19 protein-coding genes are annotated in these 23,540 nt (G+C 63.3%); 11 read left to right on the top strand and 8 right to left on the bottom strand.

Annotation, left to right across the window (positions count from 1 at the left end):
• Positions 1–38: 38 nt before the first annotated feature.
• Together X750_RS160980 and X750_RS160985 are read right to left on the bottom strand one after the other, a co-directional pair.
• Complete coding sequence (locus tag X750_RS160980) at positions 39–2,318, bottom strand: NADP-dependent malic enzyme (RefSeq protein ID WP_023685127.1); 2,280 nt, start codon at positions 2,316–2,318, stop codon at positions 39–41.
• A gap of 143 nt (positions 2,319–2,461) precedes the next feature.
• Positions 2,462–3,643 (bottom strand): glycosyltransferase, encoded by a 1,182-nt coding sequence (locus X750_RS160985; RefSeq protein ID WP_032891613.1) that lies wholly within the window; start codon positions 3,641–3,643, stop codon positions 2,462–2,464.
• Positions 3,644–3,808: 165 nt separating this feature from the next.
• Here X750_RS160985 and mutS point away from each other — a divergent pair, with 165 nt between their 5' ends.
• The 3 genes from mutS to X750_RS161000 all read left to right on the top strand — a co-directional run bounded on the left by mutS (position 3,809) and on the right by X750_RS161000 (position 7,697).
• A complete protein-coding gene (mutS, locus tag X750_RS160990; protein ID WP_023746641.1) occupies positions 3,809–6,538 on the top strand; it encodes a DNA mismatch repair protein MutS in 2,730 nt (909 codons plus the stop codon).
• A 73-nt stretch (positions 6,539–6,611) separates the two neighbouring features.
• On the top strand, positions 6,612–7,076 hold the full coding sequence (locus X750_RS160995; protein WP_023703547.1) for a nuclear transport factor 2 family protein: 465 nt from the start codon (positions 6,612–6,614) through the stop codon (positions 7,074–7,076).
• Between the two features lie 66 nt (positions 7,077–7,142).
• Positions 7,143–7,697 carry a TetR/AcrR family transcriptional regulator gene (locus X750_RS161000; protein ID WP_023703548.1) on the top strand — a complete coding sequence of 185 codons (555 nt, stop codon included), beginning with the start codon at positions 7,143–7,145 and terminating at the stop codon, positions 7,695–7,697.
• A gap of 4 nt (positions 7,698–7,701) precedes the next feature.
• Here X750_RS161000 and X750_RS161005 read toward each other — a convergent pair whose 3' ends face one another.
• The 4 genes from X750_RS161005 to X750_RS161020 form a co-directional block, all read right to left on the bottom strand.
• The gene (locus tag X750_RS161005) at positions 7,702–8,460 is read right to left on the bottom strand and encodes an MBL fold metallo-hydrolase (protein ID WP_245261098.1); all 759 of its coding nucleotides are present in this window, start codon (positions 8,458–8,460) and stop codon (positions 7,702–7,704) included.
• Positions 8,461–8,512: 52 nt separating this feature from the next.
• Positions 8,513–9,358: an aldo/keto reductase gene (locus X750_RS161010; RefSeq protein ID WP_023685133.1), complete on the bottom strand. Its 846-nt coding sequence runs from the start codon at positions 9,356–9,358 to the stop codon at positions 8,513–8,515.
• A gap of 92 nt (positions 9,359–9,450) precedes the next feature.
• Positions 9,451–9,834, bottom strand: coding sequence for a DUF305 domain-containing protein (locus X750_RS161015; protein WP_023685134.1), 384 nt, complete (start codon positions 9,832–9,834; stop codon positions 9,451–9,453).
• 43 nt (positions 9,835–9,877) lie between these two features.
• Positions 9,878–12,391 (bottom strand): heavy metal translocating P-type ATPase, encoded by a 2,514-nt coding sequence (locus X750_RS161020; protein ID WP_023746640.1) that lies wholly within the window; start codon positions 12,389–12,391, stop codon positions 9,878–9,880.
• A gap of 176 nt (positions 12,392–12,567) precedes the next feature.
• Between X750_RS161020 and X750_RS161025 the strand changes: the two genes are divergently transcribed.
• The 6 genes from X750_RS161025 to X750_RS161050 all read left to right on the top strand — a co-directional run bounded on the left by X750_RS161025 (position 12,568) and on the right by X750_RS161050 (position 20,526).
• Entirely contained in the window at positions 12,568–13,410 is an 843-nt protein-coding gene (locus X750_RS161025; protein ID WP_023746639.1) for a glycosyltransferase family 25 protein, read from the top strand.
• A gap of 33 nt (positions 13,411–13,443) precedes the next feature.
• A complete protein-coding gene (locus X750_RS161030; protein WP_023715570.1) occupies positions 13,444–16,239 on the top strand; it encodes a [protein-PII] uridylyltransferase in 2,796 nt (931 codons plus the stop codon).
• A gap of 76 nt (positions 16,240–16,315) precedes the next feature.
• The gene (gene murJ / locus X750_RS161035; RefSeq protein ID WP_023736190.1) at positions 16,316–17,923 is read left to right on the top strand and encodes a murein biosynthesis integral membrane protein MurJ; all 1,608 of its coding nucleotides are present in this window, start codon (positions 16,316–16,318) and stop codon (positions 17,921–17,923) included.
• A gap of 173 nt (positions 17,924–18,096) precedes the next feature.
• Positions 18,097–19,164 (top strand): tryptophan--tRNA ligase, encoded by a 1,068-nt coding sequence (trpS, locus tag X750_RS161040; protein ID WP_023672858.1) that lies wholly within the window; start codon positions 18,097–18,099, stop codon positions 19,162–19,164.
• 99 nt (positions 19,165–19,263) lie between these two features.
• Entirely contained in the window at positions 19,264–19,755 is a 492-nt protein-coding gene (locus X750_RS161045; RefSeq protein WP_023672856.1) for a universal stress protein, read from the top strand.
• Positions 19,756–19,956: 201 nt separating this feature from the next.
• Positions 19,957–20,526 carry a NifU family protein gene (locus X750_RS161050; protein ID WP_023685140.1) on the top strand — a complete coding sequence of 190 codons (570 nt, stop codon included), beginning with the start codon at positions 19,957–19,959 and terminating at the stop codon, positions 20,524–20,526.
• Positions 20,527–20,708: 182 nt separating this feature from the next.
• Here X750_RS161050 and X750_RS161055 read toward each other — a convergent pair whose 3' ends face one another.
• Positions 20,709–21,326, bottom strand: coding sequence for a L,D-transpeptidase (locus tag X750_RS161055; RefSeq protein WP_023692663.1), 618 nt, complete (start codon positions 21,324–21,326; stop codon positions 20,709–20,711).
• Positions 21,327–21,564: 238 nt separating this feature from the next.
• Here X750_RS161055 and cueR point away from each other — a divergent pair, with 238 nt between their 5' ends.
• Positions 21,565–21,981 (top strand): Cu(I)-responsive transcriptional regulator, encoded by a 417-nt coding sequence (gene cueR / locus X750_RS161060; RefSeq protein WP_023672853.1) that lies wholly within the window; start codon positions 21,565–21,567, stop codon positions 21,979–21,981.
• A 381-nt stretch (positions 21,982–22,362) separates the two neighbouring features.
• Here cueR and X750_RS161065 read toward each other — a convergent pair whose 3' ends face one another.
• The gene (locus X750_RS161065; RefSeq protein ID WP_023736191.1) at positions 22,363–22,683 is read right to left on the bottom strand and encodes a hypothetical protein; all 321 of its coding nucleotides are present in this window, start codon (positions 22,681–22,683) and stop codon (positions 22,363–22,365) included.
• Positions 22,684–22,848: 165 nt separating this feature from the next.
• On the opposite strand from X750_RS161065, the gene X750_RS1000000165585 reads away from it, so the two are divergent.
• Entirely contained in the window at positions 22,849–23,019 is a 171-nt protein-coding gene (locus X750_RS1000000165585) for a hypothetical protein (RefSeq protein WP_023685143.1), read from the top strand.
• Positions 23,020–23,540 lie beyond the last annotated feature (521 nt).

The following is a 23,540-nucleotide window of genomic DNA, read 5'->3' as shown; positions in this document are numbered from 1 at the left end:
ATTATCAATCTCTTATGGGTTGGCGATTTTGCCGCCAATCAGGCTCCCGCGCTATAGGCCGCGATCGCAGCCATGTTGACGATGTCTGAGTCCTTGGCGTTCAGCGAGACGATCTGGACCGGCTTGTTGAGGCCGACCAGCAGCGGGCCGATGACGGTGGAGCCGCCGAGTTCCTGCAGCATCTTGGTCGAGATCGAGGCCGAGTGGAACGCCGGCATGATCAGCACGTTGGCCGGGCCGGTCAGCCGGATGAACGGATACTGCGCCATGGCGCGGGCGTTCAACGCAACGTCGGCGGCCATCTCGCCGTCATATTCGAAATCGACGCGGCGCTTGTCCAGGATACGCACCGCTTCCTGCACCCGCTCGGAGCGTTCGCCCTGCGGGTGGCCGAAGGTCGAATAGGCAAGCATGGCGAGCCTCGGCTCGTAGCCCATGCGGCGGGCAAATCCCGCCGCCTCTTCGGCGATGTCGGCGATCTGCTCGGCATTGGGCATGTCGTGCACGGCGGTATCGGCGACGAGGACTGTTTTGCCCCGCGCGAGCACGATGGAGACGCCGATGACGCGGTGTCCGGGCTTGGCGTCGATGACGCGGCGGATATCGTCAAGCGCCGTGGAATAGTTGCGGGTGACGCCGGTGACGATGCCGTCGGCATCGCCCAGCGCCACCATGCAGGCGGCGAAATGGTTGCGGTCGTTGTTGATCAGCCGCTGGCAGTCGCGGAACAGGAAGCCTTTGCGCTGCATGCGCTCGTAGAGATAATCGGTATAGATGCCGTTGCGGCGCGACAGCCTGGCATTGATGATCTCGATGCCTTGCTTGTTGAGGTCGATGCCGGCGTGCCTGGCGTTTTCCTTGATGACATCGTCGCGGCCGAGCAGGATCGCGGTGCCGAGCTTCTGGTTCACATAGGAGACGGCGGCGCGCATCACCTGTTCTTCCTCGCCCTCGGCAAAGACGATGCGCTTGGGCTGGCGGCGGACGCGGTCGTAGATGCGCTGCAAGGTCGAGGCGATCGGGTCGCGGCGGGCCGACAGTTCCTGCGCGTAGCGGTCGAGGTCGAGGATCGGCTTGCGGGCGACGCCTGACTCCATCGCCGCCTTGGCCACAGCGAGCGGGATGGCCGAGATCAGGCGCGGATCGAACGGCACCGGGATGATGTAGTTCGGGCCGAATTTCGGCCGGTTGCCCTGATAGGCGGCGGCGACATCGTCGGGCACGTCCTTGCGCGCCAGGTCGGCCAGCGCTCTCGCTGCGGCGATCTTCATGTCGTCATTGATGGTGGTGGCCCTGACATCCAGCGCACCGCGGAAGATGTAGGGGAAGCCCAGCACATTGTTGACCTGGTTGGGGTAGTCGGAACGCCCGGTGGCCATGATGGCGTCGGTGCGGATTTCGGCCACTTCCTCCGGCGTGATCTCCGGGTCGGGATTGGCCATGGCGAAGATGATCGGGTTCTTGGCCATCGACTGCACCATCTTGGTGGTCAATGCGCCCTTGGCCGACAGGCCGAGGAAGACGTCGGCGCCGTCCAGCGCCTCGGCCAGGCTGCGCGTGTCGGTCTTGACCGCATGCGCCGACTTCCACTGGTTCATGCCTTCGGTGCGGCCCTGGTAGACGACGCCCTTGGTGTCGCACAGGATTATGTTCTCGGGGGCAAAGCCCATCGCCTTCATCAGTTCGATGCAGGCGATGCCGGCGGCGCCGGCGCCGTTGCAGACCATTTTCGTGGTCTTCATGTCGCGGCCGGTGATCTCCAGCGCGTTGATCAGCCCGGCGGCCGAGATGATGGCGGTGCCGTGCTGGTCGTCATGGAAGACCGGGATGTCCATCAATTCACGCAGGCGCTGCTCGATGATGAAGCATTCCGGCGCCTTGATGTCTTCCAGGTTGATGCCGCCGAAGGACGGGCCGAGAAAGCGCACGCAATTGATGAATTCGTCGGCATCCTCGGTGTCGACCTCGAGATCGATGGAATCGACATCGGCGAAGCGCTTGAACAGCACCGCCTTGCCTTCCATCACCGGCTTGGAGGCCAACGCGCCGAGATTGCCGAGGCCGAGAATGGCGGTGCCGTTGGAGATGACGGCGACCATGTTGCCGCGCGTCGTGTAGTCGAAGGCGCGGCTGGGGTCTTCGGCGATGGCCAGCACAGGAACCGCGACACCCGGCGAATAGGCGAGGCTCAGATCGCGCTGCGTCGCCATCGGCTTGGTGGCGACGATCTCCAGCTTGCCGGGGCGGCCCATGGCGTGGAATTCCAGCGCCTCCTCGGCGCTGACGGAGGGGCCGCTGTTTTCGGTTTTCTTGGCCATGATGCTTTTGATTTCCTCGCCGGTGCCGCACCCTTGAGACGGGTGTGTGTTTTTGAAACTTCTGAATCAAGGCTACACGCCACCGCTCTAAACCGCCAAGCAATCTTCACGCCCGCAGCGAAATCTCCCGAAGTCGAACGGCGTCACGTCGGCTCTGGCTCGCTGACGAAGGCAGCGATTTCGCGCACCGTTCCCCGTCGCATCATGCCGTCTGTGCCGGGGAAAGGCCACGTCTCGATGGGTGGCGCACGGCTTCCCTTGCGCCGCAGCAATGCAGTCAGGAACGCCATGAGTTCGATGCGCTGGGCGTGAACCTTCTCCAGCGTGCGGCGGCGGATGTGCTGACGCGGTATGGCACGATCTCGCAGCGTCTCGACGGCGCGGCGAATGGCAGCCGGTTCCGGATCGGCGACGATGCAATAATCCGGATCGAAATAGACGTCGCGACCGCCAAGGCTCGGCGTACTGACGATCGGCAGGCCGGCCATCAGATATTCCATCGAGGAGTACATCGCTCCTTCCACGGCCGACAGGCACAGCCCGACGGCGGCCTGGTTGTAGACGCGGTTGACCTGTTGCGCCGTCAGCTTGCCCGGCCAGCCGTCGACGAGCGGATTGGCGATCTGGTGGAGCGGCGAACGCGCCTGCAGTCGCCGAACAAAGGCGCGGGCGGCAACCGGCGGCAATTCGCCGATCGAATAGGTGATGTGGGCCAGCCGCTCTATGTCGAAGGCCAGGTGATGGCGTTTGATCGGCGAGATGCGGCCATTGTAGACCGCGTCGAATTCGACCGGCACGTCCGGCAGCGGCCGGAATATATCCTCCGACACCATCAGATTGTGGTTGGAGAAGATGGCATTGCCGCCCGCAGCCGCGACGAGACGGCGCTCTTCCTCGGTGTTGCACAGGAAGATGATTTCGTGCAGCGGAAACCGGCCGGCATACCAGGCGAGATCGCGGCCCATCCGGGCGATGACAGCCGGCCGCTCCATGGTCCAGGTCTGCATCGTCAGGAAGGTGACGCGCCGTCCCGCCAGGCGCCGGCCAAGGGCCGCCAGCGGATAGAGCGGACGGGCTCCGCCAATCGGGACATAGAGCACCAGCGGGTCGCGGCTGAGCACATGCAGCGACATCTCGATGCCGCTATCGAGATCGGACAGCGGTCCCCGTGTCGGCAGGAGGAAGGGGACGCGCTTGCGCACTGTCCCCCTAAGCTTGCTTTTGGTGCGGTGGACGCGCCGCGCCGCCAACAGCAGCAGGCGCTCAAGCGCCGATCCAGCCGGACCGACCAGCTCTTCGAACGCCTCCTGTTTGTCCTGATCCATGCCGCTTATCCCCGCCATGGCGATCATAGGGTCTGGTTGGCGCCCGAAGCAACCAACGGCTTCACCCGGCGTAGAGGGAGCACAAGCCGCCGTCGAGGCCGGTCGTCCCCTGCTTTTCGGGCCGCCGGCATTAAACCCCGCACCCACATCTGCTAGCGTGCGGGCATGAACATGCACACTTCAGCAGAAACCGACGCCCCCGAGGTGACACCGCCTGCGCCCGTCGGCAGCGTCACGCCGATGATGGAGCAATATATCGAGATCAAGGCGGCGAACCCGGATTCTCTGCTGTTCTACCGCATGGGCGATTTCTACGAGCTGTTCTTCGACGACGCCGAAAAGGCGAGCAAGGCGCTGGGCATCGTCCTGACCAAGCGCGGCAAGCACCAGGGTAACGACATTCCGATGTGCGGCGTGCCGGTGCATGCGGCCGACGAATATCTGCAAAAGCTGATCGGCCAAGGTTTTCGCGTTGCCGTCTGCGAGCAGATCGAGGACCCGGCGGAAGCCAGGAAGCGCGGCGGCAAATCGGTGGTGCGCCGCGACGTCGTGCGGCTGGTGACGCCCGGCACCATCACCGAGGATAAATTGCTGGCGCCGTCGGAATCGAGCTTCCTGATGGCGCTAGGGCGGGTGAAGGGCGGCAACAGCGGTGACGCCTTCGCCATGGCCTGGATCGAGATCTCGACCGGCGTCTTCCGCGTCGCCGAAACCACGGCCGACCGCCTGCTGGCCGATGTCTTCCGCGTCGACCCGCGCGAGCTGATCGTCGCCGAGCCGGTGTTTTACGATCCCGAGCTGAAGCCGGTGTTCGACGTCATCGGCCGCGTCGCCAGCCCGCAGCCGCCGTCGCTTTTCGATTCGGCTTCGGCAGCGGGGCGGATCGCGCGCTTCTTCGAAGTGGCGACGCCTGACAGTTTCGGTGCCTTCTCGCGCGCCGAATTGTCGGCGATCTCGGGCGCCATCGCCTACGTCGAAAAGACGCAGAAGGCCGAGCGGCCGCCTTTGTCGCGTCCCGAACGCGAGGAGCAGGGCTCGACGCTGTTCATCGATCCTGCGACACGCGGCAATCTGGAACTGTTGCGCACGCTGTCGGGCAGCCGCGACGGCTCGCTGTTCAAGGCTATAGACCGCACGGTCACCGGCGGCGGCGCCAGGCTGCTCGCCGACCGGCTGATGGCGCCGCTGACCGATCCGGCGGCGATTGCCGCCCGGCTTGATTCGGTATCGTTCTTCCGCGCCGAGACGCGGCTCTGCCAGGCGGTGCGGTCAAGCCTGAAGAGCGTCGCCGACATGCCGCGAGCGCTGTCGCGGTTGGCGCTCAACCGCGGCGGCCCGCGCGACCTCGGCGCGCTGCGTGCCGGCTTCGAAGCGGCGGCCACCATTGCCGAACTGTTCGGAACGACCGTCCTGCCCGCTGAGCTGACCGCGGCACTTGCCGCGATAAAGGCGCTGCCGCGCGCGCTGGCCGAGCATCTGACCCAGGCTCTTGGCGAGGAACTGCCGCTGCTGAGGCGCGACGGCGGCTTCGCGCGCGGCGGCTACCATGCCGAACTCGACGAAATGCGGGCGCTGCGCGACGAATCGCGCAAGGTGATCGCCGGACTGGAGCGCTCGCTGATCGAGGAGACCGGCATCCGCTCGCTGAAAATCCGGCACAACAATGTGCTGGGCTATTACATCGAGGTGACGGCCAACCACCATTCAATCATGACCGGAAGCGACGGCGCCAAGGCGCGCTTCATCCACCGCCAGACCATGGCCAATGCCATGCGTTTCACCACGACCGAACTTGCCGAACTCGAGACCAAGATCGCCAATGCCGCCGACCGGGCGCTGAGCATCGAGCTTGCCGCTTTCGATACGCTGACGGCTGAGGCGGTCGGCGAGGCGCAGAAGATCCGCGCCGGCGCCGATGCGCTCGCCGTGCTCGACGTGTCGGCGGCGCTCGCGCTGTTGTCGGAGAGCGAAGCCTGGTGCCGGCCGCTGGTCGATTCCAGCCTTGCCTTCGACATTTCGGGCGGGCGCCATCCTGTGGTGGAACAGGCGCTGCGGCGTTCGGGCGAAGGGCCGTTCGTCGCCAATGATTGCGATCTGTCGCCGCAAGACGGGGCCAAGGCCGGCGCGATCTGGCTGCTCACCGGTCCGAATATGGGCGGTAAGTCGACCTTCCTGCGGCAAAACGCACTGATCGCCATCCTCGCCCAAACCGGTTCCTTCGTGCCGGCGACATCGGCCCATATCGGCGTCGTCGACCGGTTGTTCTCGCGCGTCGGCGCCTCGGACGATCTGGCGCGTGGCCGCTCCACCTTTATGGTCGAGATGGTCGAGACGGCGGCGATCCTCAACCAGGCCGGTGAGCGGGCGCTGGTGATCCTCGACGAAATCGGCCGCGGCACCGCCACTTTCGATGGCCTGTCGATCGCCTGGGCGGCGGTCGAGTACCTGCACGAGAAGAACCGCTGCCGGGCGATCTTTGCCACCCATTTCCACGAGATGACGGCGCTGTCCGGCAAACTGCCGCGCCTTTCCAACGTCACCATGCGGGTCAAGGAATGGGAAGGCGACGTCGTCTTCCTGCACGAGGTCGGCAAGGGTGCCGCCGATCGCTCCTATGGCGTTCAGGTCGCTCGACTTGCCGGTCTGCCGGAAGCGGTGGTCGGCCGCGCCAAAGAGGTGCTGCATCAGCTCGAGGAAGGCGATGTCTCCGGCAAGGCCAACCGACTGGTCGACGATCTGCCGCTGTTTTCGGTGGCAATGAAGCGGGAAGCGGCAAAGCCTGCGAAGAGCGACGCATTGGGCGCAGCGCTGGGTGAGATCAATCCAGACGAGATGACGCCGCGCGAGGCGCTGGAAGCGCTCTACCGGCTGAAGGGGCTGGCGGGGAAAACCTAGCCCGATTTCGGCCTTGACCAATTGTACCGATTGGTACAATGCTCGCCATCGCCTTTGCCGATGGGAGAATGACATGAGCCGTCCGCCGCTGCCGCCCTTCACCGCCGAGACCGCCGCGCAGAAGGCGCGCATGGCCGAAGACGCCTGGAACAGCCGCGATCCCGAACGGGTTTCGCTCGCCTATACGCAAGACAGCACCTGGCGCAACCGCGCCGAGTTCGTCTCGGGCAGAAATGAGATCGTCTCCTTCCTCACGCGCAAATGGGCGCGCGAGCTGGACTACCGGCTGATCAAGGAGGTCTGGACCTGGAACGACAACCGCATCGCGGTGCGCTTTGCCTATGAATGGCGCGACGACAGCGGCCACTGGTTCCGCTCCTACGGCAACGAGAATTGGGAATTCGACGCGGATGGACTGATGCGTAGGCGCGTCGCCAGCATCAACGACCTGCCGATCGCCGAGGGTGAGCGCAAATATCACTGGCCGCTCGGCCGCCGGCCGGACGACCATCCCGGCCTGTCCGAACTCGGACTTTAGAATATGATCCCTAGAGCTGTGTCGCGGTTTTCGGCAAAGATCATGCTCAAGCGGAAAAACTAGCGCATGCGCAGGATCGCGCCCGATCGCGCCGATTTGCTCTCCATCATCGGCGAGGTTTTCCGCGAACACGGCTATGAAGGGGCGAGCCTGGCGCGGATCGGTGCGGCGACCGGCCTAGGCAAAGGCAGCCTTTACCACTTCTTCCCCGGCGGCAAGGAAGAGATGGCGGCGGCTGTCATTGCCCATATAGATGGCTGGTTCGAGGAGAATGTCTTCGTGCCGTTGCAGGACAGGGCCGACCCTCGTACGGGCATCGACCGGATGTTCGAAGCGACCGAGAGCTATTTCCGGTCGGGCCGCCAGGTGTGCCTGATCGGCGCCTTCGCGCTGGACGAATCCCGCGACCTCTTCGCCATCGCGATCAGAAGCTACTTCGGCCGCTGGGTGGCGCATCTTGCCGAAGCGCTGACCCGAAGCGGGCACAGCGCTGACAGGGCGGACGAACTCGCCGAAGAAGCGGTCGGCGCCATCCAGGGCGCGCTCACGCTGGCACGCGCCTTCGACGACACGGCAGTGTTTTCCCGCGCGTTGCGACGGGCGCGGGCGGCGCTCGGCTAGAGTGCTACAAGGGCTCGAAGCGGAAAGCCGTCTCGGTTCGAAAAACCCGGCCGACGCCGGGCGAATCAAGATGCGCGCCGGCAACGTAGCAGTCGTTGTTGGCCGCAAGCGCCAGCATTTGCAACCGGCTTGCCCTCGCCTGCTGCTGGTCTGCGTCGAATTCCCACGTGATCTCGGGTCGATCGAATTGAAGCGACGGCACATGTACGATGTCGCCCCAGATCAACAGTGTTTCGCCTGCGCTCACAACGCGAAAGCAAGTGTGGCCGGCTTCATGGCCAGCGGAGCCGATCGTATCGATGTCAGCGCTGACGCGCTGTCCAGCATCGAGAGGCTGGGCGCGATCGTGGAAGCGTTCCAGCCTCGCCACGTCGCGAAACATGCCGAGCTCAGCGCGCGGGACAAGCAGGCGAGAGAGCTGCGGGAAGCCGTCGTCACCATCGGCAAGGATGAGCCCGTGTATATGGTCGAGATGGGTGTGGGTGAAAGCAACAGTCCGAATCCGGTCGGTGGCGATCTTCGCCTCGCGCAGCGCCTCGGGCAGGTGCCCCATTGTCGGGTGCCAGGCGTTCGAAGCCCCTGTGTCGATCAGCGTGATGTCGTCGCCGTCATCGATGGCGAAGGCGTTGACCGACAGCCTGAGCGCACCGTCGACGAGCGGTACATGCGAGGGCAGGTTGTCACCGAATGTCCGGTCTCCGGGCTGGCGCAGCCGCCTGATTGGCATGTCGACGTAACCGTCGCGCAGCGACGTGACCGTCATGGCTCCGACTCTATACGCCGTATGATGATACCCGGTCGAAACCCGTTCCAATCTAGATCATCTCCAGCCCGCGCTTGCGCGTCGGCGGTGGAAAGGCGCGGTCGAGTTCGGCGAGGTCTTCGGCCGTCAGCTCGATGTCGAGCGCGGCAACATTCTGGCGGACATGCTCCTGGCTGCTCGCCTTCGGGATGGCGATGACACCGGGCTGCGCCATCACCCAGGCAAGCGCGATCTGTGCTGCCGTGGCGTTGTGGCGGGCGGCGATGGTTTCCAGCCTGGAATTGCGCGCCAGCGCGCCCTGCTCGACCGGCGAATAGGCCATCAGCGGGATGCCGCGCTGCCGGCTCCACGGTGCGAGATCGAATTCGGGGCCGCGCCGCGACAGATTGTAGAGCACCTGGTTGGTCTGGACATGATTGCCAGACGACAGGCCGGTCAGCTCCTCCATTTCGTCGGTGTCGAAATTGCTGACACCCCAGTGGCGTATCTTGCCGGCCTCCTTCAGCGCCTCGAAAGCCTCGACGGTTTCAGATAGAGGCACACTGCCCGGCCAGTGCAGGAGATAGAGATCGATGCGGTCGGTGCGCAGGCGCTTCAAGCTGTTTTCGCAGGCCCGCGCCACGCCGGCGCGCGAGGCATTGGACGGCAATACCTTGGAGACAAGAAAGAGTTCGTCGCGGCGCCCGGCAATGGCTTCCGCTACCACCTCCTCGGCGCCGCCGCTGGCATACATTTCAGCGGTGTCGATCAACGTGATGCCGAGGTCCAGCCCGAGCTTCAGGGCATTGACCTCGCCGGCGCGGCGGCGGGAATCCTCGCCCATCTTCCATGTGCCCTGTCCCAGCACCTGGACGGCCTCGCCCGAAGGCAGTGTGGTGGCTCTTATCGTCGATGGCATGTGGGCTCCTGGCGCCGTGTAATCGATGCGAATGGCATCACAAGCACGGAGAGAAATCCAGAATGAATCTCTCCGGCATGGCCGTTGCTGCCTTACTTCGCCGGATGGGCGGCGAGCCAGGCCTGCATCTTGGCGATCTCGGCTTCCTGCGCGGCGATGACATCTTCGGCCAGCTTGCGGATTTCGGGATCCTTGCCATTGGCGAGTTCCACCTTGGCCATGTCGATCGCGCCCCGATGATGCGGGATCATGCCGCGCACGAAATCGACATCGGCATTGCCGGAATATTCGATCATCATGTCGGTGTGCATCTTGTCCATCGCCGCCTTGTAGCCGTCGGTCGAAGGACCTTGCGCGCCCATCGCGCCCATGTCGTGTTTCATCTCTTCGGATTGCGCCGGGACGCTTTCGAGGAAAACGGCAAGCAGCATTCCCGCCGCCATCATCAAAAGCACGATCTTCTTAGCCAAGGTCATCCATGATCTCCTGTTGATTGATATTCGTATCTGGGGGCTTTGCTCAGAGTTTCAACGTCCGCAGCCGCAATGCGTTGGCGATGACCGAAACCGAAGACAGGCTCATGGCCGCCGCCGCCAGCATCGGCGACAAAAGCGTGCCGGTGAGCGGATAGAGCACGCCGGCGGCAACCGGCACGCCAAGCACATTGTAGAGGAAGGCGAAAAACAGATTCTGGCGGATGTTGCGGATCGTCCCCTGGGCGAGCGTTCGGGCCCTGACGATGCCGTTGAGATCGCCCTTGACCAGCGTAATGCCGGCGCTCTCGACAGCGACATCGGCGCCGGTGCCCATGGCGATGCCGACATCGGCGCTGGCCAGGGCCGGCGCATCGTTGACGCCGTCGCCGGCCATGGCTACGCCGGCACCTTTCGCACGCAACTCCTCGACAAGGGCTGCCTTTTGTTCCGGCAGCAGGCCGGCGCGCACCTCGTCAATGCCAAGGCTTTTGGCGATGGCGCGCGCCGTGCATTCATTGTCGCCGGTCGCCATGATGATCCGCAAGCCTCTGTCGTGCAGCGCCCTGATCGCCTCGGCTGTCGTTGCCTTGACCGGATCGGCGACCGCGACAATGCCGGCCAGTTTTTTGTCCACCGCAACGAACATCGCCGTCTTGCCTTCTGCCTGCAGCGCCTCGGCCCTGGCCGACAGGGAAGCGGTGTCGATGCCGCCATCGGCCATCATGGCGGCGTTGCCGAGCGAAACCTTCCTGCCAGACACCGTGCCGGATACGCCCTTGCCGGTGACGGCGTCGAAGCCGCCGGCCTCAACGAGCGTCAGGCCGCGTTCGCCGGCGCCGCCGACAATGGCCTCGGCCAGCGGATGCTCCGAGCCTTTTTCCAGGCCGGCGGCGAGCGCCAGCAATTCATTCTCAGACAGGCCTTCGGCAGCGACGACATCGGTCAAGCGAGGCTTGCCTTCGGTCAAGGTGCCGGTCTTGTCGACGATCAACGTGTCGACCGAAGCGAAGCGCTCGAGCGCGGCCGCGTCCTTGATCAGCACGCCCGCGTGCGCCCCGCGCCCGGTGGCAGTCATGATCGACATCGGCGTCGCCAGGCCGAGCGCGCAGGGGCAGGCGATGATCAGCACCGAGACCGCCGAGACGATGGCAAAGATCAAGCTGGGTTCGGGACCGAAGATCGCCCAGGCGGCAAAGGCCATGAGCGCGACCAGCACGACGGCCGGCACGAAGTAGAAGGAGACGCGATCGGCTAAACCTTGAATCGGCGCGCGCGAACGCTGCGCCTTTGCGACCAGCTCGACGATGCGCGAAAGCGTCGTTTCGGAGCCGACCTTTTCGGCGCGCATGATCAGCGAACCGTTCTTGTTGAGCGTGCCGCCGGTCAAGGCATCGCCTTTCGTTTTTTCGACCGGCAGCGGCTCGCCCGAGATCATCGATTCGTCGATGGAGGAACGGCCTTCCGTTACAGTGCCGTCGACCGGCACGGCGTCGCCCGGACGGAGGCGTAGGTGGTCGCCGGTCTTGACCGCAACGAGCGGCACGTCGGTGTCGGAGCCGTCCTCCCCGATCAGCCGTGCCGTCTTCGGCGCCAGGTCGAGCAGCGCACGGATGGCCGAGCCGGTCTTTTCGCGCGCCCGCAATTCGAGCACCTGACCGAGGAATACCAGCGCGACGATGACGGAAGCTGCCTCGAAATAGACCGGGACGGTGCCGCCATGGCCACGGAACTGATGCGGAAAGATGTCCGGAAACAGTGCGGCGACGACGCTGTAGAGGTAGGCCGCACCCACACCCAGCGAAATCAGCGTCCACATGTTGGGGCTGCGGTTGACCAGCGACTCCCAGCCGCGGTGGAAGAAGGGGAAGGCCGCCCACAGCACCACCGGGCTGGCCAGCGCCAATTCCAGCCAGACCATCGTGCGCTCGTCGACAAACGCCTGGAACGTCAGGCCGAGCATCGGCGCCATGGCAACGATCAGCAGCGGCACGGACAGCATCGCACTGACCCAGAACCGTCTGGTGAAGTCTACCAGTTCGGGGTTCGGGCCCTCATCGCCAGTGGGAACGCCCATCGGCTCAAGCGCCATGCCGCAGATCGGGCAGGAGCCGGGCTTGTCTCTTATCACTTCGGGGTGCATCGGGCAGGTGTATTGAGTGCCTTTCGGCACTGGCGACGGCGTCGGCCTATCGCCGAGATAGTTTTGCGGCTCGGCCTCGAACTTCGCCCGGCAGCCGGCCGAGCAGAAATAGAAACCCTGGCCTTCGTGGCGGAAAAAATGCCTGGCGGTAGCGCGGTCGACACTCATGCCACAGACGGGGTCGGTGGCGGTCAGGTATTTTTCGGGCCCGGCGACGAATTTCGTACGGCAACCCTCGCTGCAGAAGTGAAAGAGACGGCCGCCATGCTCGGCCGTCGGCTTGCCCGCGGCCGGATCGACGCTCATGCCGCAGACCGGATCGCGCACCACGGCTTCGGCGGCCGGCTCAGCAGCCTTTGCCGCACAACAGCTGCCATCGGCCGCGTGCGCGTGGTGGTGATGCTCGGAATGCGCCATCGACAAGTGCCTTATATCTGTCTGGGTGAGGAGGTAGTGCTTCCAGTAACTGGAAGGTCAAGGGGCGATTTCCACTTTTCGATCGTGGCCGTCATCGCGCACATCGAGGGAAAATCGCTTACGCAACTTTGTTCCCATGCTATGGACGCGCGTCCCACTGCATCGATCCCACCCAAATGAAATGCCTGATTATCAATCTCGATCGGTCCCGCGATCGCCTCGCCCATGTAACGGCGGAGTTCGCGCGCATCGGCATCGCCTTCGAGCGGGTCGCCGCCATCGATGCGCGAGATCGGCCGGATCTGGCCGAAATGCCGCAGGGCAAGAAGCATTTGCGCCTGGCCGACGCCGAGATTGCCTGCCTGCTCAGCCACCAACAGTGTTGGTCGACGATCGCTGCAGGTGAGGATGCTTACGCGGCGATTTTCGAGGACGATGTCGTTTTCCCGGACAAAGCCGGCGCTTTGCTTGCCGATGCGGGCTGGATTCCCGCCGATGCGGACATCGTCAAGTTGGAAACGTTCTTCAACCGGACCGTAATTTCACGCAAGCAAGTTGCCTGCGGCCACGGTTTTTCTGCGAGCAGACTGCACGGGCTCCATATCGGTACGGCGGGATACATCCTGTCCAGACAGGCCGCGCGGGACCTTCTTGCGGCAACGAATGAGATCAGCATTCCCGTCGATCACCTCATCTTCAATCCGCGTTTTGCTACCTCGTCCGACAAGGTCATTTACCAACTCGTCCCAGCATTGTGCCTGCAGGCACAATTCCTCGGCGACAGTCCGGTGAGATTGCCAAGCCTGCTCAAGCAGGAGCGAACAGAGGAATGGGTGGCAAGCGGGATAGGTAAACGGCGCCCCAGGCCAATCACCGCCAAGGTAAGGATCGAGACCAGGCGGTTGACGCGGCAGATCGCCGATCTCTTCGGGCTCCGGCGCGAGATGATCATCCCTTTCTGGTATCGCGGCCGACGCGTCCGTCCGCCCCATACACAGCGCCGTGAAAACGCGCTATAGACGCCGCGCAAAGGCGAGGCCCACCGGCAATCCATGGCAAAAATCTCCCTCAAGCTCGACGCGCTGATCGACAGCGAGGCTTTGCGCCGCGACATGACGGCGCTGATCTCGGCGGCCAGCGGCATCGAGCCCGGCGCGCGCGTCGGTGCGCTCCGGCTGCTGAAGGATCGGCTGACCGAGGGCCGCAAGGTTGCCGAGCGCATGCTGATGGACGATGGCAGCGGCACGGCCTGCGCCGCCCGGCTGTCGCATCTGATGGACGAGATCATCCGCGCCCTCTACGAGTTCGCCGCGACCCACGTCTACCGGGTGAAAAGCCCCTCGACCGCAGAGCGCATGGCGGTCGTCGCCGTCGGCGGCTATGGCCGCGGCACGCTGGCGCCGGGCTCCGACATCGACCTGTTGTTCCTGCTGCCCTACAAGCAGACGCCGTGGGGCGAACAGATCGTCGAATATATGCTCTATATGCTGTGGGACCTCGGGTTGAAGGTTGGCCACGCCACCCGCAACATCGACGAGTGTCTCAGGCTGTCGCGCAGCGATATCACCATCCGCACCACGATCCTGGAAGCGCGGTTCCTGTGGGGCGAACAGAAGCTCTTCGACGAATTGCTCGCTCGCTTCGACCATGAAGTGGTGCGCACCACCGGACCGGAATATGTGCAGGCCAAGCTCGCCGAACGCGACGATCGCCATGCCAAGGCCGGCGAAAGCCGCTATCTGGTCGAGCCCAACGTCAAGGACGGCAAGGGCGGCCTGCGCGATTTGCAGACGCTGTTCTGGATCGCCAAATACTTCTATCGCGTGCGCACCGGCGAGGAATTGGTCGAGAAAGGTGTCTTCACCGAGGCCGAGTACCGCGAATTCCAGAAGGCCGAAGACTTCCTGTGGGCGGTGCGCTGCCACATGCATTTCCTCACCGGCAAGCCAGAGGAACGGCTGCATTTCGATATCCAGCGCGAGATCGCCGAACGGCTGGGCTACACCACCCATCCCGGTCTGTCGGCGGTCGAGCGCTTCATGAAGCATTACTTCCTCGTCGCCAAGGATGTCGGCGACCTCACCCGGATCTTCTGCGCCGCGCTCGAGGAAGAGCAGGCCAAGCATGTGCCCGGCTTCAACCGCATCTTCCTCACCTTCCAGCGCCGCAAGCGCAAGCTGGCAGGCACGTCGGACTTCATTGTCGACAATCACCGCATCAACGTCGCCGACGACAGCGTGTTCGAGCGCGACCCGGTCAATCTGCTCAGGCTGTTCTGGTTCGCCGACAAGCACGGGCTGGAGTTCCATCCCGATGCGCTGAAGCTGCTCACCCGCTCGCTCGGTCTGGTCAACAAGTCGCTGCGGCGCGACGAGGAGGCCAACCGGCTGTTCCTCGACATCCTGACCTCGGACCGCAATGCCGAGCTTAATTTGCGGCGCATGAACGAGGCCGGCCTGCTCGGCAGGCTGATCCCCGATTTCGGCAGAATAGTCGCCATGATGCAGTTCTCGATGTACCACCACTATACGGTGGACGAGCACCTGATCCGCTGCATCGGCGTCTTGGCCGAGATCGAGCGCGGCGACGGCGAAAAGGTGCATCCGCTCTCGCACACGCTGATGCCGGGGCTAGAGAAGAGCCGCGAGGCGCTCTATGTCGCGGTGCTGCTGCACGACATCGCCAAGGGCCGGCCGGAGGATCACTCAGAGGCCGGCGCCCGGATCGCGCGCCGCATCTGCCCGCATATGGGGCTGTCGGCGGCCGACACCGAGACAGTCGCCTGGCTGGTCGAGAACCATCTGGTGATGTCGATGACGGCGCAGACGCGCGACCTCAACGACCGCAAGACGATCGAGGATTTCGCCTCGATCGTGCAATCGGTTGAGCGGCTAAAAATGCTGTTGATCCTGACCGTCTGCGACATCAGGGGTGTCGGGCCGGGCGTGTGGAACGGCTGGAAGGGCCAGCTCCTGCGCACGCTCTACTACGAGACCGAACTGCTTTTGACCGGCGGCTTCTCGGAAGTGTCGCGCGCCAAGCGGACGGCGGCGGCGCGCGAGCGGCTGGCCGAGGCGCTGGCCGATTGGCCGGACAAGGCCCGCAAGCGCTATGTCGGCCTGCATTACGAGAACTATCTGCTGACGGTCGACCTCCCCGATCAGCTGCGCCATGCCGAATTCATTCGCGAAGCCGACGCGGCAGGCAAGAAGCTCGCCACCGTGGTCAGGACTCACCAATTCGAGGCGGTGACCGAGATCACCGTGCTGGCGCAGGACCATCCGCGCCTGCTTTCGGTTATTGCCGGCGCCTGTGCCGGCGCCGGCGGCAACATCGTCGACGCGCAGATCTTCACCACGTCCGACGGCCGCGCGCTGGACATCATCCTGATCTCACGGGAATTCGACCGCGATGAGGATGAGCGCCGTCGCGCCGAGCGCGTCGGCCGGCTGATCGAGGACGTGCTGTCGGGCAAGAGCTGGCTGCCGGAGATGATCGAGAAGCGCACCCGGCCGCGGCGCGGCGCCAAGGTGTTCAAGATTCCGCCGCGCGCCGAAATCCGCAACACGCTGTCGAACCGGTTTTCGGTGATCGAGGTCGAGGGACTGGACCGGCCTGGGCTGTTGTCGGAAATCACCAGTGCGTTGTCCGATCTCTCGCTCGACATCGCCTCGGCTCACATCACCACCTTCGGCGAGAAGGTGATCGACACTTTCTATGTCACCGACCTTACGGGGCAGAAGATCGACAACCCGGCACGCACCGCCACCATCCACGCCAGGCTGATCGCGGCGCTTGAAGGCGTTGTCCCAGAGCGCGGCGGCAAGGCCAAGGCGGCGGCCGAGTGACCATCACTTTGTCCCAATCACCCCCTTTGTCCCAATCATCCCCTTTGTCCCAACCATCCAGGCAATCTCCCCGCGCATGAGCCTCGTCAAGAAATTCGCCACGGTTGCGTCCGGCACGCTGATGAGCCGCGCCCTTGGCTTTGGCCGCGAGATGCTGATGGCTGCCGCACTCGGCACCGGGCCGGTGGCGGACGCCTTCAACGCCGCCTTCCAGTTTCCAAACACGTTTCGCCGGCTGTTTGCCGAAGGCGCTTTCAACGCCGCCTTCGTGCCGCTGTTTGCCAAGGAGATCGAGACCCACGGCACCGACGGCGCCAAGCGCTTTTCGGAGGAAGTGTTCGGCGTCCTGTTCACCGCACTTCTGGCGCTGACCATCGTCATGGAATTGGCGATGCCGCTGATCGTGCGCTATCTCGTGGCGCCGGGCTTTGCCGACACGCCGGGCAAATTCGAGACGACCGTCCTGCTGGCGACGATCATGTTCCCGTATCTCATCTGCATGTCGCTCGCAGCGATGATGGCCGGCATGCTGAATTCGCTGCGCCGCTATTTCGCGGCTGCCGTGGCGCCGGCTTTCCTCAACATCATCCTGATCAGCGTGCTCGGCTACGCCTGGTACCACGGCATGGATGCCCGTGAGGTCGGTTTCAGCCTGTCCTGGGGCGTGCTGGCGGCGGGGCTGGTGCAGCTTGCCATCGTCTGGGTGGCGGTGCGCAATGCCGGCATCGCCATCGGCTTTCGCCGGCCGAAGATGACGCCCAACGTCAAGCGCCTGCTGATCCTGGCGCTGCCGGCGGCGATCACCGGCGGCATCACCCAGATCAACCAGCTGATCGGCACGGCGATCGCGTCGGCGCAGGACAGCGCCGTGTCCTCGCTTGCTTACGCCGACCGCATCTACCAGCTGCCGCTCGGCGTCGTCGGCGTCGCGGTGGCCATCGTGCTGTTGCCGGAGCTGTCGCGGGCGCTGAAATCGGGCAATCTGGTCGAGGCGGCCAATCTGCAGAACCGCTCGGTCGAGTTCACCCTGTTCATGACCTTGCCGGCGGCGGCGGCACTGTGGGTGATGGCGGAGCCGATCGTGCGGCTGGTCTATGAGCGCGGCGCCTTCGCCGCCAACGGCTCGACGCCGACAGTGGCCGCAATCCTGGCGATCTTTGGCCTCGGCCTGCCGGCCTTCGTGCTGATCAAGGCCTTCACTCCCGGCTATTTCGCCCGCGAGGATACGCGCACGCCGATGATGTTCGCCGCCATTTCGGTCGGCGTGAACGTGATCACGGCACTGACGCTGTTCCCGAGCATGGGCGCGCCCGGCATTGCGGTGGCCTCGGCCGTGGCCGGCTGGGTCAACGCTGTGATGCTGCTTGCCGTGCTGATCCGACGCGGCCATTGGGGCCGCGACGCGCCGCTGCTGAAGCGCATTCCGCGCCTGGTGCTGTCGGCTGCGGTGATGGCGGTGGCGCTCTATTTCGCCGAGCACTGGCTGGCCGTCAGGCTCGGCCCCGGCTCGCCACTGGTGATCAAGGCCGTGACGCTTCTCTCATTGGTGGCCGGCGGGGCGCTGCTCTACTTCGTCACGGCTTTCGCCACCGGCGGCGCCGATTTCGGAATGATCCGGCGCAATGTGAAACGCGGCTCGGGCAAGGCAGCGGCGCCAGCGCCAAACGCCGATCTGGACGAATAGTCCGGGCGAGCTAACAGCAACACCGGTCTTGATCCTCTCCGCCCCTTCGTCCATAAGCGCGCCGTCGCAAGACTTTCGCCGCGCGTGGTTTCCAGCCGCGTGATTGGCTCCGAAAGGTCTGCAACTTTTCGGAAACACGCTTAATACGGCCCTCCACAAGCCATGAGGAACCCATGACCGCCTTCAAACAGCTCGTCTTTTCCGGGGTACAGCCGACCGGCAATCTGCATCTCGGCAACTATCTCGGCGCCATCAAGAAATTCGTTGCGCTTCAGGACACGTCAGACTGCATCTATTGCGTCGTCGACCTGCATTCGCTGACGGCACAACTCGTCCATGATGACCTCGCAGACCAGACCCGCTCGATCACCGCCGCCTTCCTCGCCTCGGGCATCGACCCGAAGAAGCACATCGTCTTCAACCAGTCGCGGGTGATGCAGCATGCCGAGCTTGCCTGGATCTTCAATTGCGTGGCGCGCATCGGCTGGATGAACAAGATGACGCAGTTCAAGGACAAGGCCGGCAAGGACCGCGAGAACGCCTCGCTGGGCCTGCTTGCCTATCCCTCGCTGATGGCGGCCGACATCCTGCTCTACCGCGCGACCCATGTGCCGGTGGGCGAGGACCAAAAGCAGCATCTGGAGCTGACCCGCGACATCGCGCAAAAGTTCAATAATGATTTTTCGAGCCGCATCGCCAGTCTTGGCGTCGGCGTCGAGATGCAGGTCGGCGAAGAGACGGTAAACGGGTTCTTCCCGATAACCGAACCGGTGATCGGCGGGCCGGCGGCGCGCATCATGAGCCTGCGCGACGGCTCCAAGAAGATGTCGAAGTCGGACCCGTCGGATCTGTCCCGCATCAATTTGACCGACGATGCCGATACCATCTCGAAGAAGATCCGCAAGGCCAAGACCGACCCGGAAGCGTTGCCAAGCGAAGTCGACGGCCTGGAAAGCCGCCCGGAAGCGGAAAACCTGGTCGGCATCTATGCAGGGCTGGCCGAGATGTCGAAGGCGGACGTGCTGAAGGAATTCGGCGGCCAGCAGTTTTCCGTGTTCAAGCCGGCGCTCGCCGACCTTGCCGTGGAAAAACTGGCGCCGATCGCCGGCGAGATGCGCCGTATCGAGGGCGACCGCGCCTATGTCGACGCGGTGCTGAGAGACGGCGGCGAACGCGCCGGCGCGCTGGCTGAGACCACCATGAAGACGGTACGCGACATTATAGGCCTGTTGCAGGGCTGATCACCGTCAGTGCACCGCACCATTCTGGCCCAAGGCCGGCGGCTTGCCGCCGGTCTGCCGCGGTGGCAGATTGCGGCCGAAAACATCGAGTAGATAGACATGGTCTCCAAACGCCTCAGTCGCGAAGCCGGCCATCGCAGGAAATTCCTGACGATCATCGACGACACGCCGGAGTGCGAGCGCGCCGTCGCCTACGCCTCCAAGCGGGCGCAGAGCACCAGCGGCACGCTGGTGCTGCTCTACATCATCACACCGGACGACTTTCAGCACTGGCTGGGCGTCGAGAAGATCATGCGCGAGGAAGCCAATGCCACGGCACGCGCGGCACTCGACGGCTACGCCAACAAGGTGCGCCAGAAGCTCGGCATCGAGCCCGAGATGGTGGTGCGCGAAGGCAAGCCGACCGAGGAGATCCACAAGCTGATCGAGGAAGACCAGGACATCGCCATCCTGGTGCTGGCGGCAGGTGCCGGCAAGGAAGGACCCGGGCCGCTGGTCGGGGCTGTTGCCGGCAAGGGCGCCGCCTTCCCTATTCCGGTCACAGTGGTGCCGCAGAACCTGTCTGACGAGGAGATCGACAGCCTCGCATAGAGAGTGATGCCGGAAGTGTGAAGCGGTTTCGGATAACATCACGATCCTGGATTTACAGCCCGCGCGGGATTCATTCCCAGCCAGCAAAAACATTCCGCCAGCCAGCCGTTTTGAGCGACGCGTTTCGCTTGAATGTCCAGCCGATTGAGCCTATTTAGAACTATTCCAAACTAGCTGCCCGACTGGGGCACGGAGACGGCCATGTTCATCCAGACCGAATCGACGCCGAACCCGGCAACGCTGAAGTTCCTGCCCGGCAAGGAAGTGCTTGTCGAAGGCACCGCCGATTTCCGCGACGCCGACAGTGCAGCCAGCGCCTCGCCGCTGGCCGGCCGCCTGTTCGAGATCCCCGGCGTGACCGGCGTCTTCTTCGGCTATGACTTCATCACCGTGACCAAGGACGGCCCGGACTGGCAGCACCTGAAGCCGGCCATCCTCGGCGCCATCATGGAGCATTTCATGTCGGGCGCGCCCGTCATGGTCAACGCCGGCCCCGCTGCCGAGACCAGCCAGACCGGCGAATTCTACGACAAGGCCGATGAGCAACTGGTCATCACCATCAAGGAATTGCTCGACACCAGGGTGCGCCCGGCGGTTGCCCAGGATGGCGGCGACATCACCTTCCGCGGCTTCGAGAACGGCACCGTGTTCCTGCACATGAAGGGCGCCTGCGCCGGCTGCCCGTCCTCGACGGCGACGCTGAAGCACGGCATCCAGAACCTGCTCCGCCACTTCGTGCCGGAAGTACAGCAGGTCGAGCAGGTCTCCTAAGACCCCTTCACGCATTCGAGCGAGCAACAAAAAACCGGGCCAGATTGCCCGGTTTTCTGTTTTGGACGTCCGTTGTTGCCTAGACGGTCCGCGTACGAAGGGTAACGCCTATCTTGACCTTGATCTTCCCGAAAACCGGTTCCACTTTTCGCTTTCGTGGACCTCGGTTCCGGATCAAGGTCCTACATCACGATGACCTTGGCACCGACCGAAGTGCGGTCGTAGAGGTCGATGATGTCCTGGTTCATCAGCCGGATGCAGCCTGACGACATCGCTTTGCCGATCGAATTCCATTCCGGACTGCCGTGCAGGCGGTAGCCCATGTCGCCGCCCTTGTTGAACAGATACATGGCGCGCGCGCCGAGCGGGTTCTTCAAGCCCGGCTCCATGCCGCTCGCGAACTTCGCTAGCTCCGGCTGGCGCTGGATCATCTGCCGCGGCGGCGTCCAGGTCGGCCATTCGCGCTTCAGCGCGATATGGGCGGTGCCGTGCCATTCAAAGCCTTCGCGGCCGACGCCGATGCCGTAGCGGATCGCCCGGCCGTCGCCTTCGACGAAGTAGAGAAACTTGTTCTGGGTATCGACGACGATGGTGCCCGGCTTTTCCGAGGTGTCGTAGTTCACCTCTTGCCGGTGGTACTTCAGCGGCACCCTCTCGATCGGGATGCGCGGCAGTTGGTAGCCTGCATCGTTCACCGAACCGTAGTTGTTGGTGAACAGTTGCGAGCCGATCGTGCTGCAACCCGAGATCGCGGCCGACAACGCAAGTGCGGCGACGATTGCAAATGACTTCATGCGCATGAAATGGTCCGATGCCCCGCCAAGATGTCGCGACACGTTACGGCCGCTTTTCCTGAAATCATTCATGCTGGCATTTGCTTTGCTTGCCAAGCGCGCGATGCCTATATGCAGGAGCTTACGTGCCGGTAAGCCGTCAACTATGGCATTTCGGCAACAGGACTCACGGGATTGTGAAGGAAAAACAATGGGCGGCCCTGTCGGATAGCCTAGAAACAGGGAACCACATCGAGGAATCACAATGAATGTAGGCGATGCCGCGGCGCGGTCCGGCCTGCCGGCCAAGACCATCCGCTACTATGAAGAGATCGGCCTGATCGCGCCGGCGCGCGCCGGCAATGGCTATCGCGATTATTCCAGCGACGACATCCATCGGCTGGCCTTCCTGCGCCGTGCCCGCAACCTCGGCTTTTCAATCGACGATTGCCGCCAGCTGATGGCGCTCTACCGGGACCGCAGCCGCGCCAGCCACGATGTGCGCGAGATCGCCGCCGCCCATGTCAGCGCCATCGAGGAAAAAGTGCGCGAGCTGCAGTCGATGCGCACGACCTTGCAGACGCTGATCCAGGCCTGCCATGGTGACGACCGGCCGGATTGCCCGATTTTGGATGACATTGCGGGGGCTGCGCAGGCCGCAGACAGGCGGGCCACGGTTTGAAGCACGGGCGCCGGGATAGACTGGGCGCCGGACGCGCAAGAAAAACCTCCAAAGGTCTATATCTCATTTGGCTAAAATTACGGAACGTCCAATGGACAAGAACGGAACCAAAGCGGTTACATCAGACCTTCGCGCTCACGACGTAAGACTTTAGTCCGGCCGATTTATAGCTAAGAACGGAAGTCGATCGGCACGACATAGGGCCGCTGTGGATCAATACCAGACTGCACCCAGACGAATATGGTGCGATCGCGGAAGACGCTCGGACCAAGCCGTCACCCAGGTTTGGCAACCGAATAATCGTCTGATGAGGCGCGCATATGCTGGGGTCAAAATCCGAAAGCGACCGCCACCTTCAGACCGAACGAGTAAGAAGCAGACCTAGCTTGAGGTAGGTTCAAACTCTTCTCTGACTTCCTTCCAGAGCAAAAACTTGAATGGCCACGCTCTGAGATAGGGGATCAGCTTCTCTCGCCGCAGAGCCGCAAAAAGAAGGGTGGTCAGAACTGAAAACATACAGGACAGAAACGCCACAAAAGCTATCGGCATCATCAATACCGCAGTGAAGCCACCTACAATATGCGGCCAAGTACCCTTCTCAGCTACGATTCCCGCGCTAGCAAGAAGGCCAATCCCCAGCAAGATTAGGCCTATCGTGCCCAACGATACGAGCAGCGCGGTGAGTGCGGTTCTACGCTTCATATGCTTTGCCTCCCGGTAGCTTATCTCAAGCATAGCGGGGATCAATCCGCAGGGCGCGTTGTAAAGTATATAGTCGCCCTGCGAAAGGTGATTGTATGGTTGACAAACCCATTTGCTCACGACCTTGGCTCTGCTAGTCTCGCGCTTGGGTTTGGGGGTCAAGACATGAATGCCGTTGAGTTTATCGACAAGGTTCTAACGCCGCTCGGTGGTGGGCTTGGCGTCCTGCTGGCATGCCGGTTTTCACCGCAACTTCGTGCGCAGGTCAGGCCTGGTCTGGAATTAGTGATGGCAGTTATTGTCGTGCTGATCCTGGGAGCCATCAAATGGCTCTAGGAGCTACCCAGCCGTAGGGAAGTTACCAATTTCGGAACCAAATTCCGCCTAACGCTTACGAGTCGTCGTTTCGTATACGGCTTGGTCATTTACAAGGTTTCGTATGCATCCGCCCTGATAGCCGCCAGTCGGGAACGCGCTATGCTGGTGCGGCGTGGCGTGCAACGGCTGTTGCGGGACATGGGCCCTCTGCAGAACTGGCCCACGCTTGCCGCGGCGATAACAGGCCCTGACTGCCTCGATTTTTGATGATATGGCGGGCTTAGGCCGGGCGAAGGCAAGGCCGCTTCGGGCAGTGACATAAGCGGCCGGACCTCGCTCATCCGAGACTTCAGGACCTTTTCGGCCATCCCGCTTCTCACAAACGCGGAGATGACACCGATCAGAGATTCGATCCAACGCAGTATTGTCCGCAGTACTTCCCGTAGCGCCTGGCCCATGACGTGACATGCCTCTCGGATCATCAATCGTAGCAGGATTATATTCCTATCTGGCCGAATTTGTCAATCGGGATTTTGCCC

It is taken from the genome of Mesorhizobium sp. LNJC391B00 (genome assembly GCF_000502535.1).
Classification (GTDB): domain Bacteria; phylum Pseudomonadota; class Alphaproteobacteria; order Rhizobiales; family Rhizobiaceae; genus Mesorhizobium.
The sequence above is the reverse complement of the archived record's forward strand: the minus strand, read 5'-3'. Positions and strand labels throughout refer to the sequence as shown.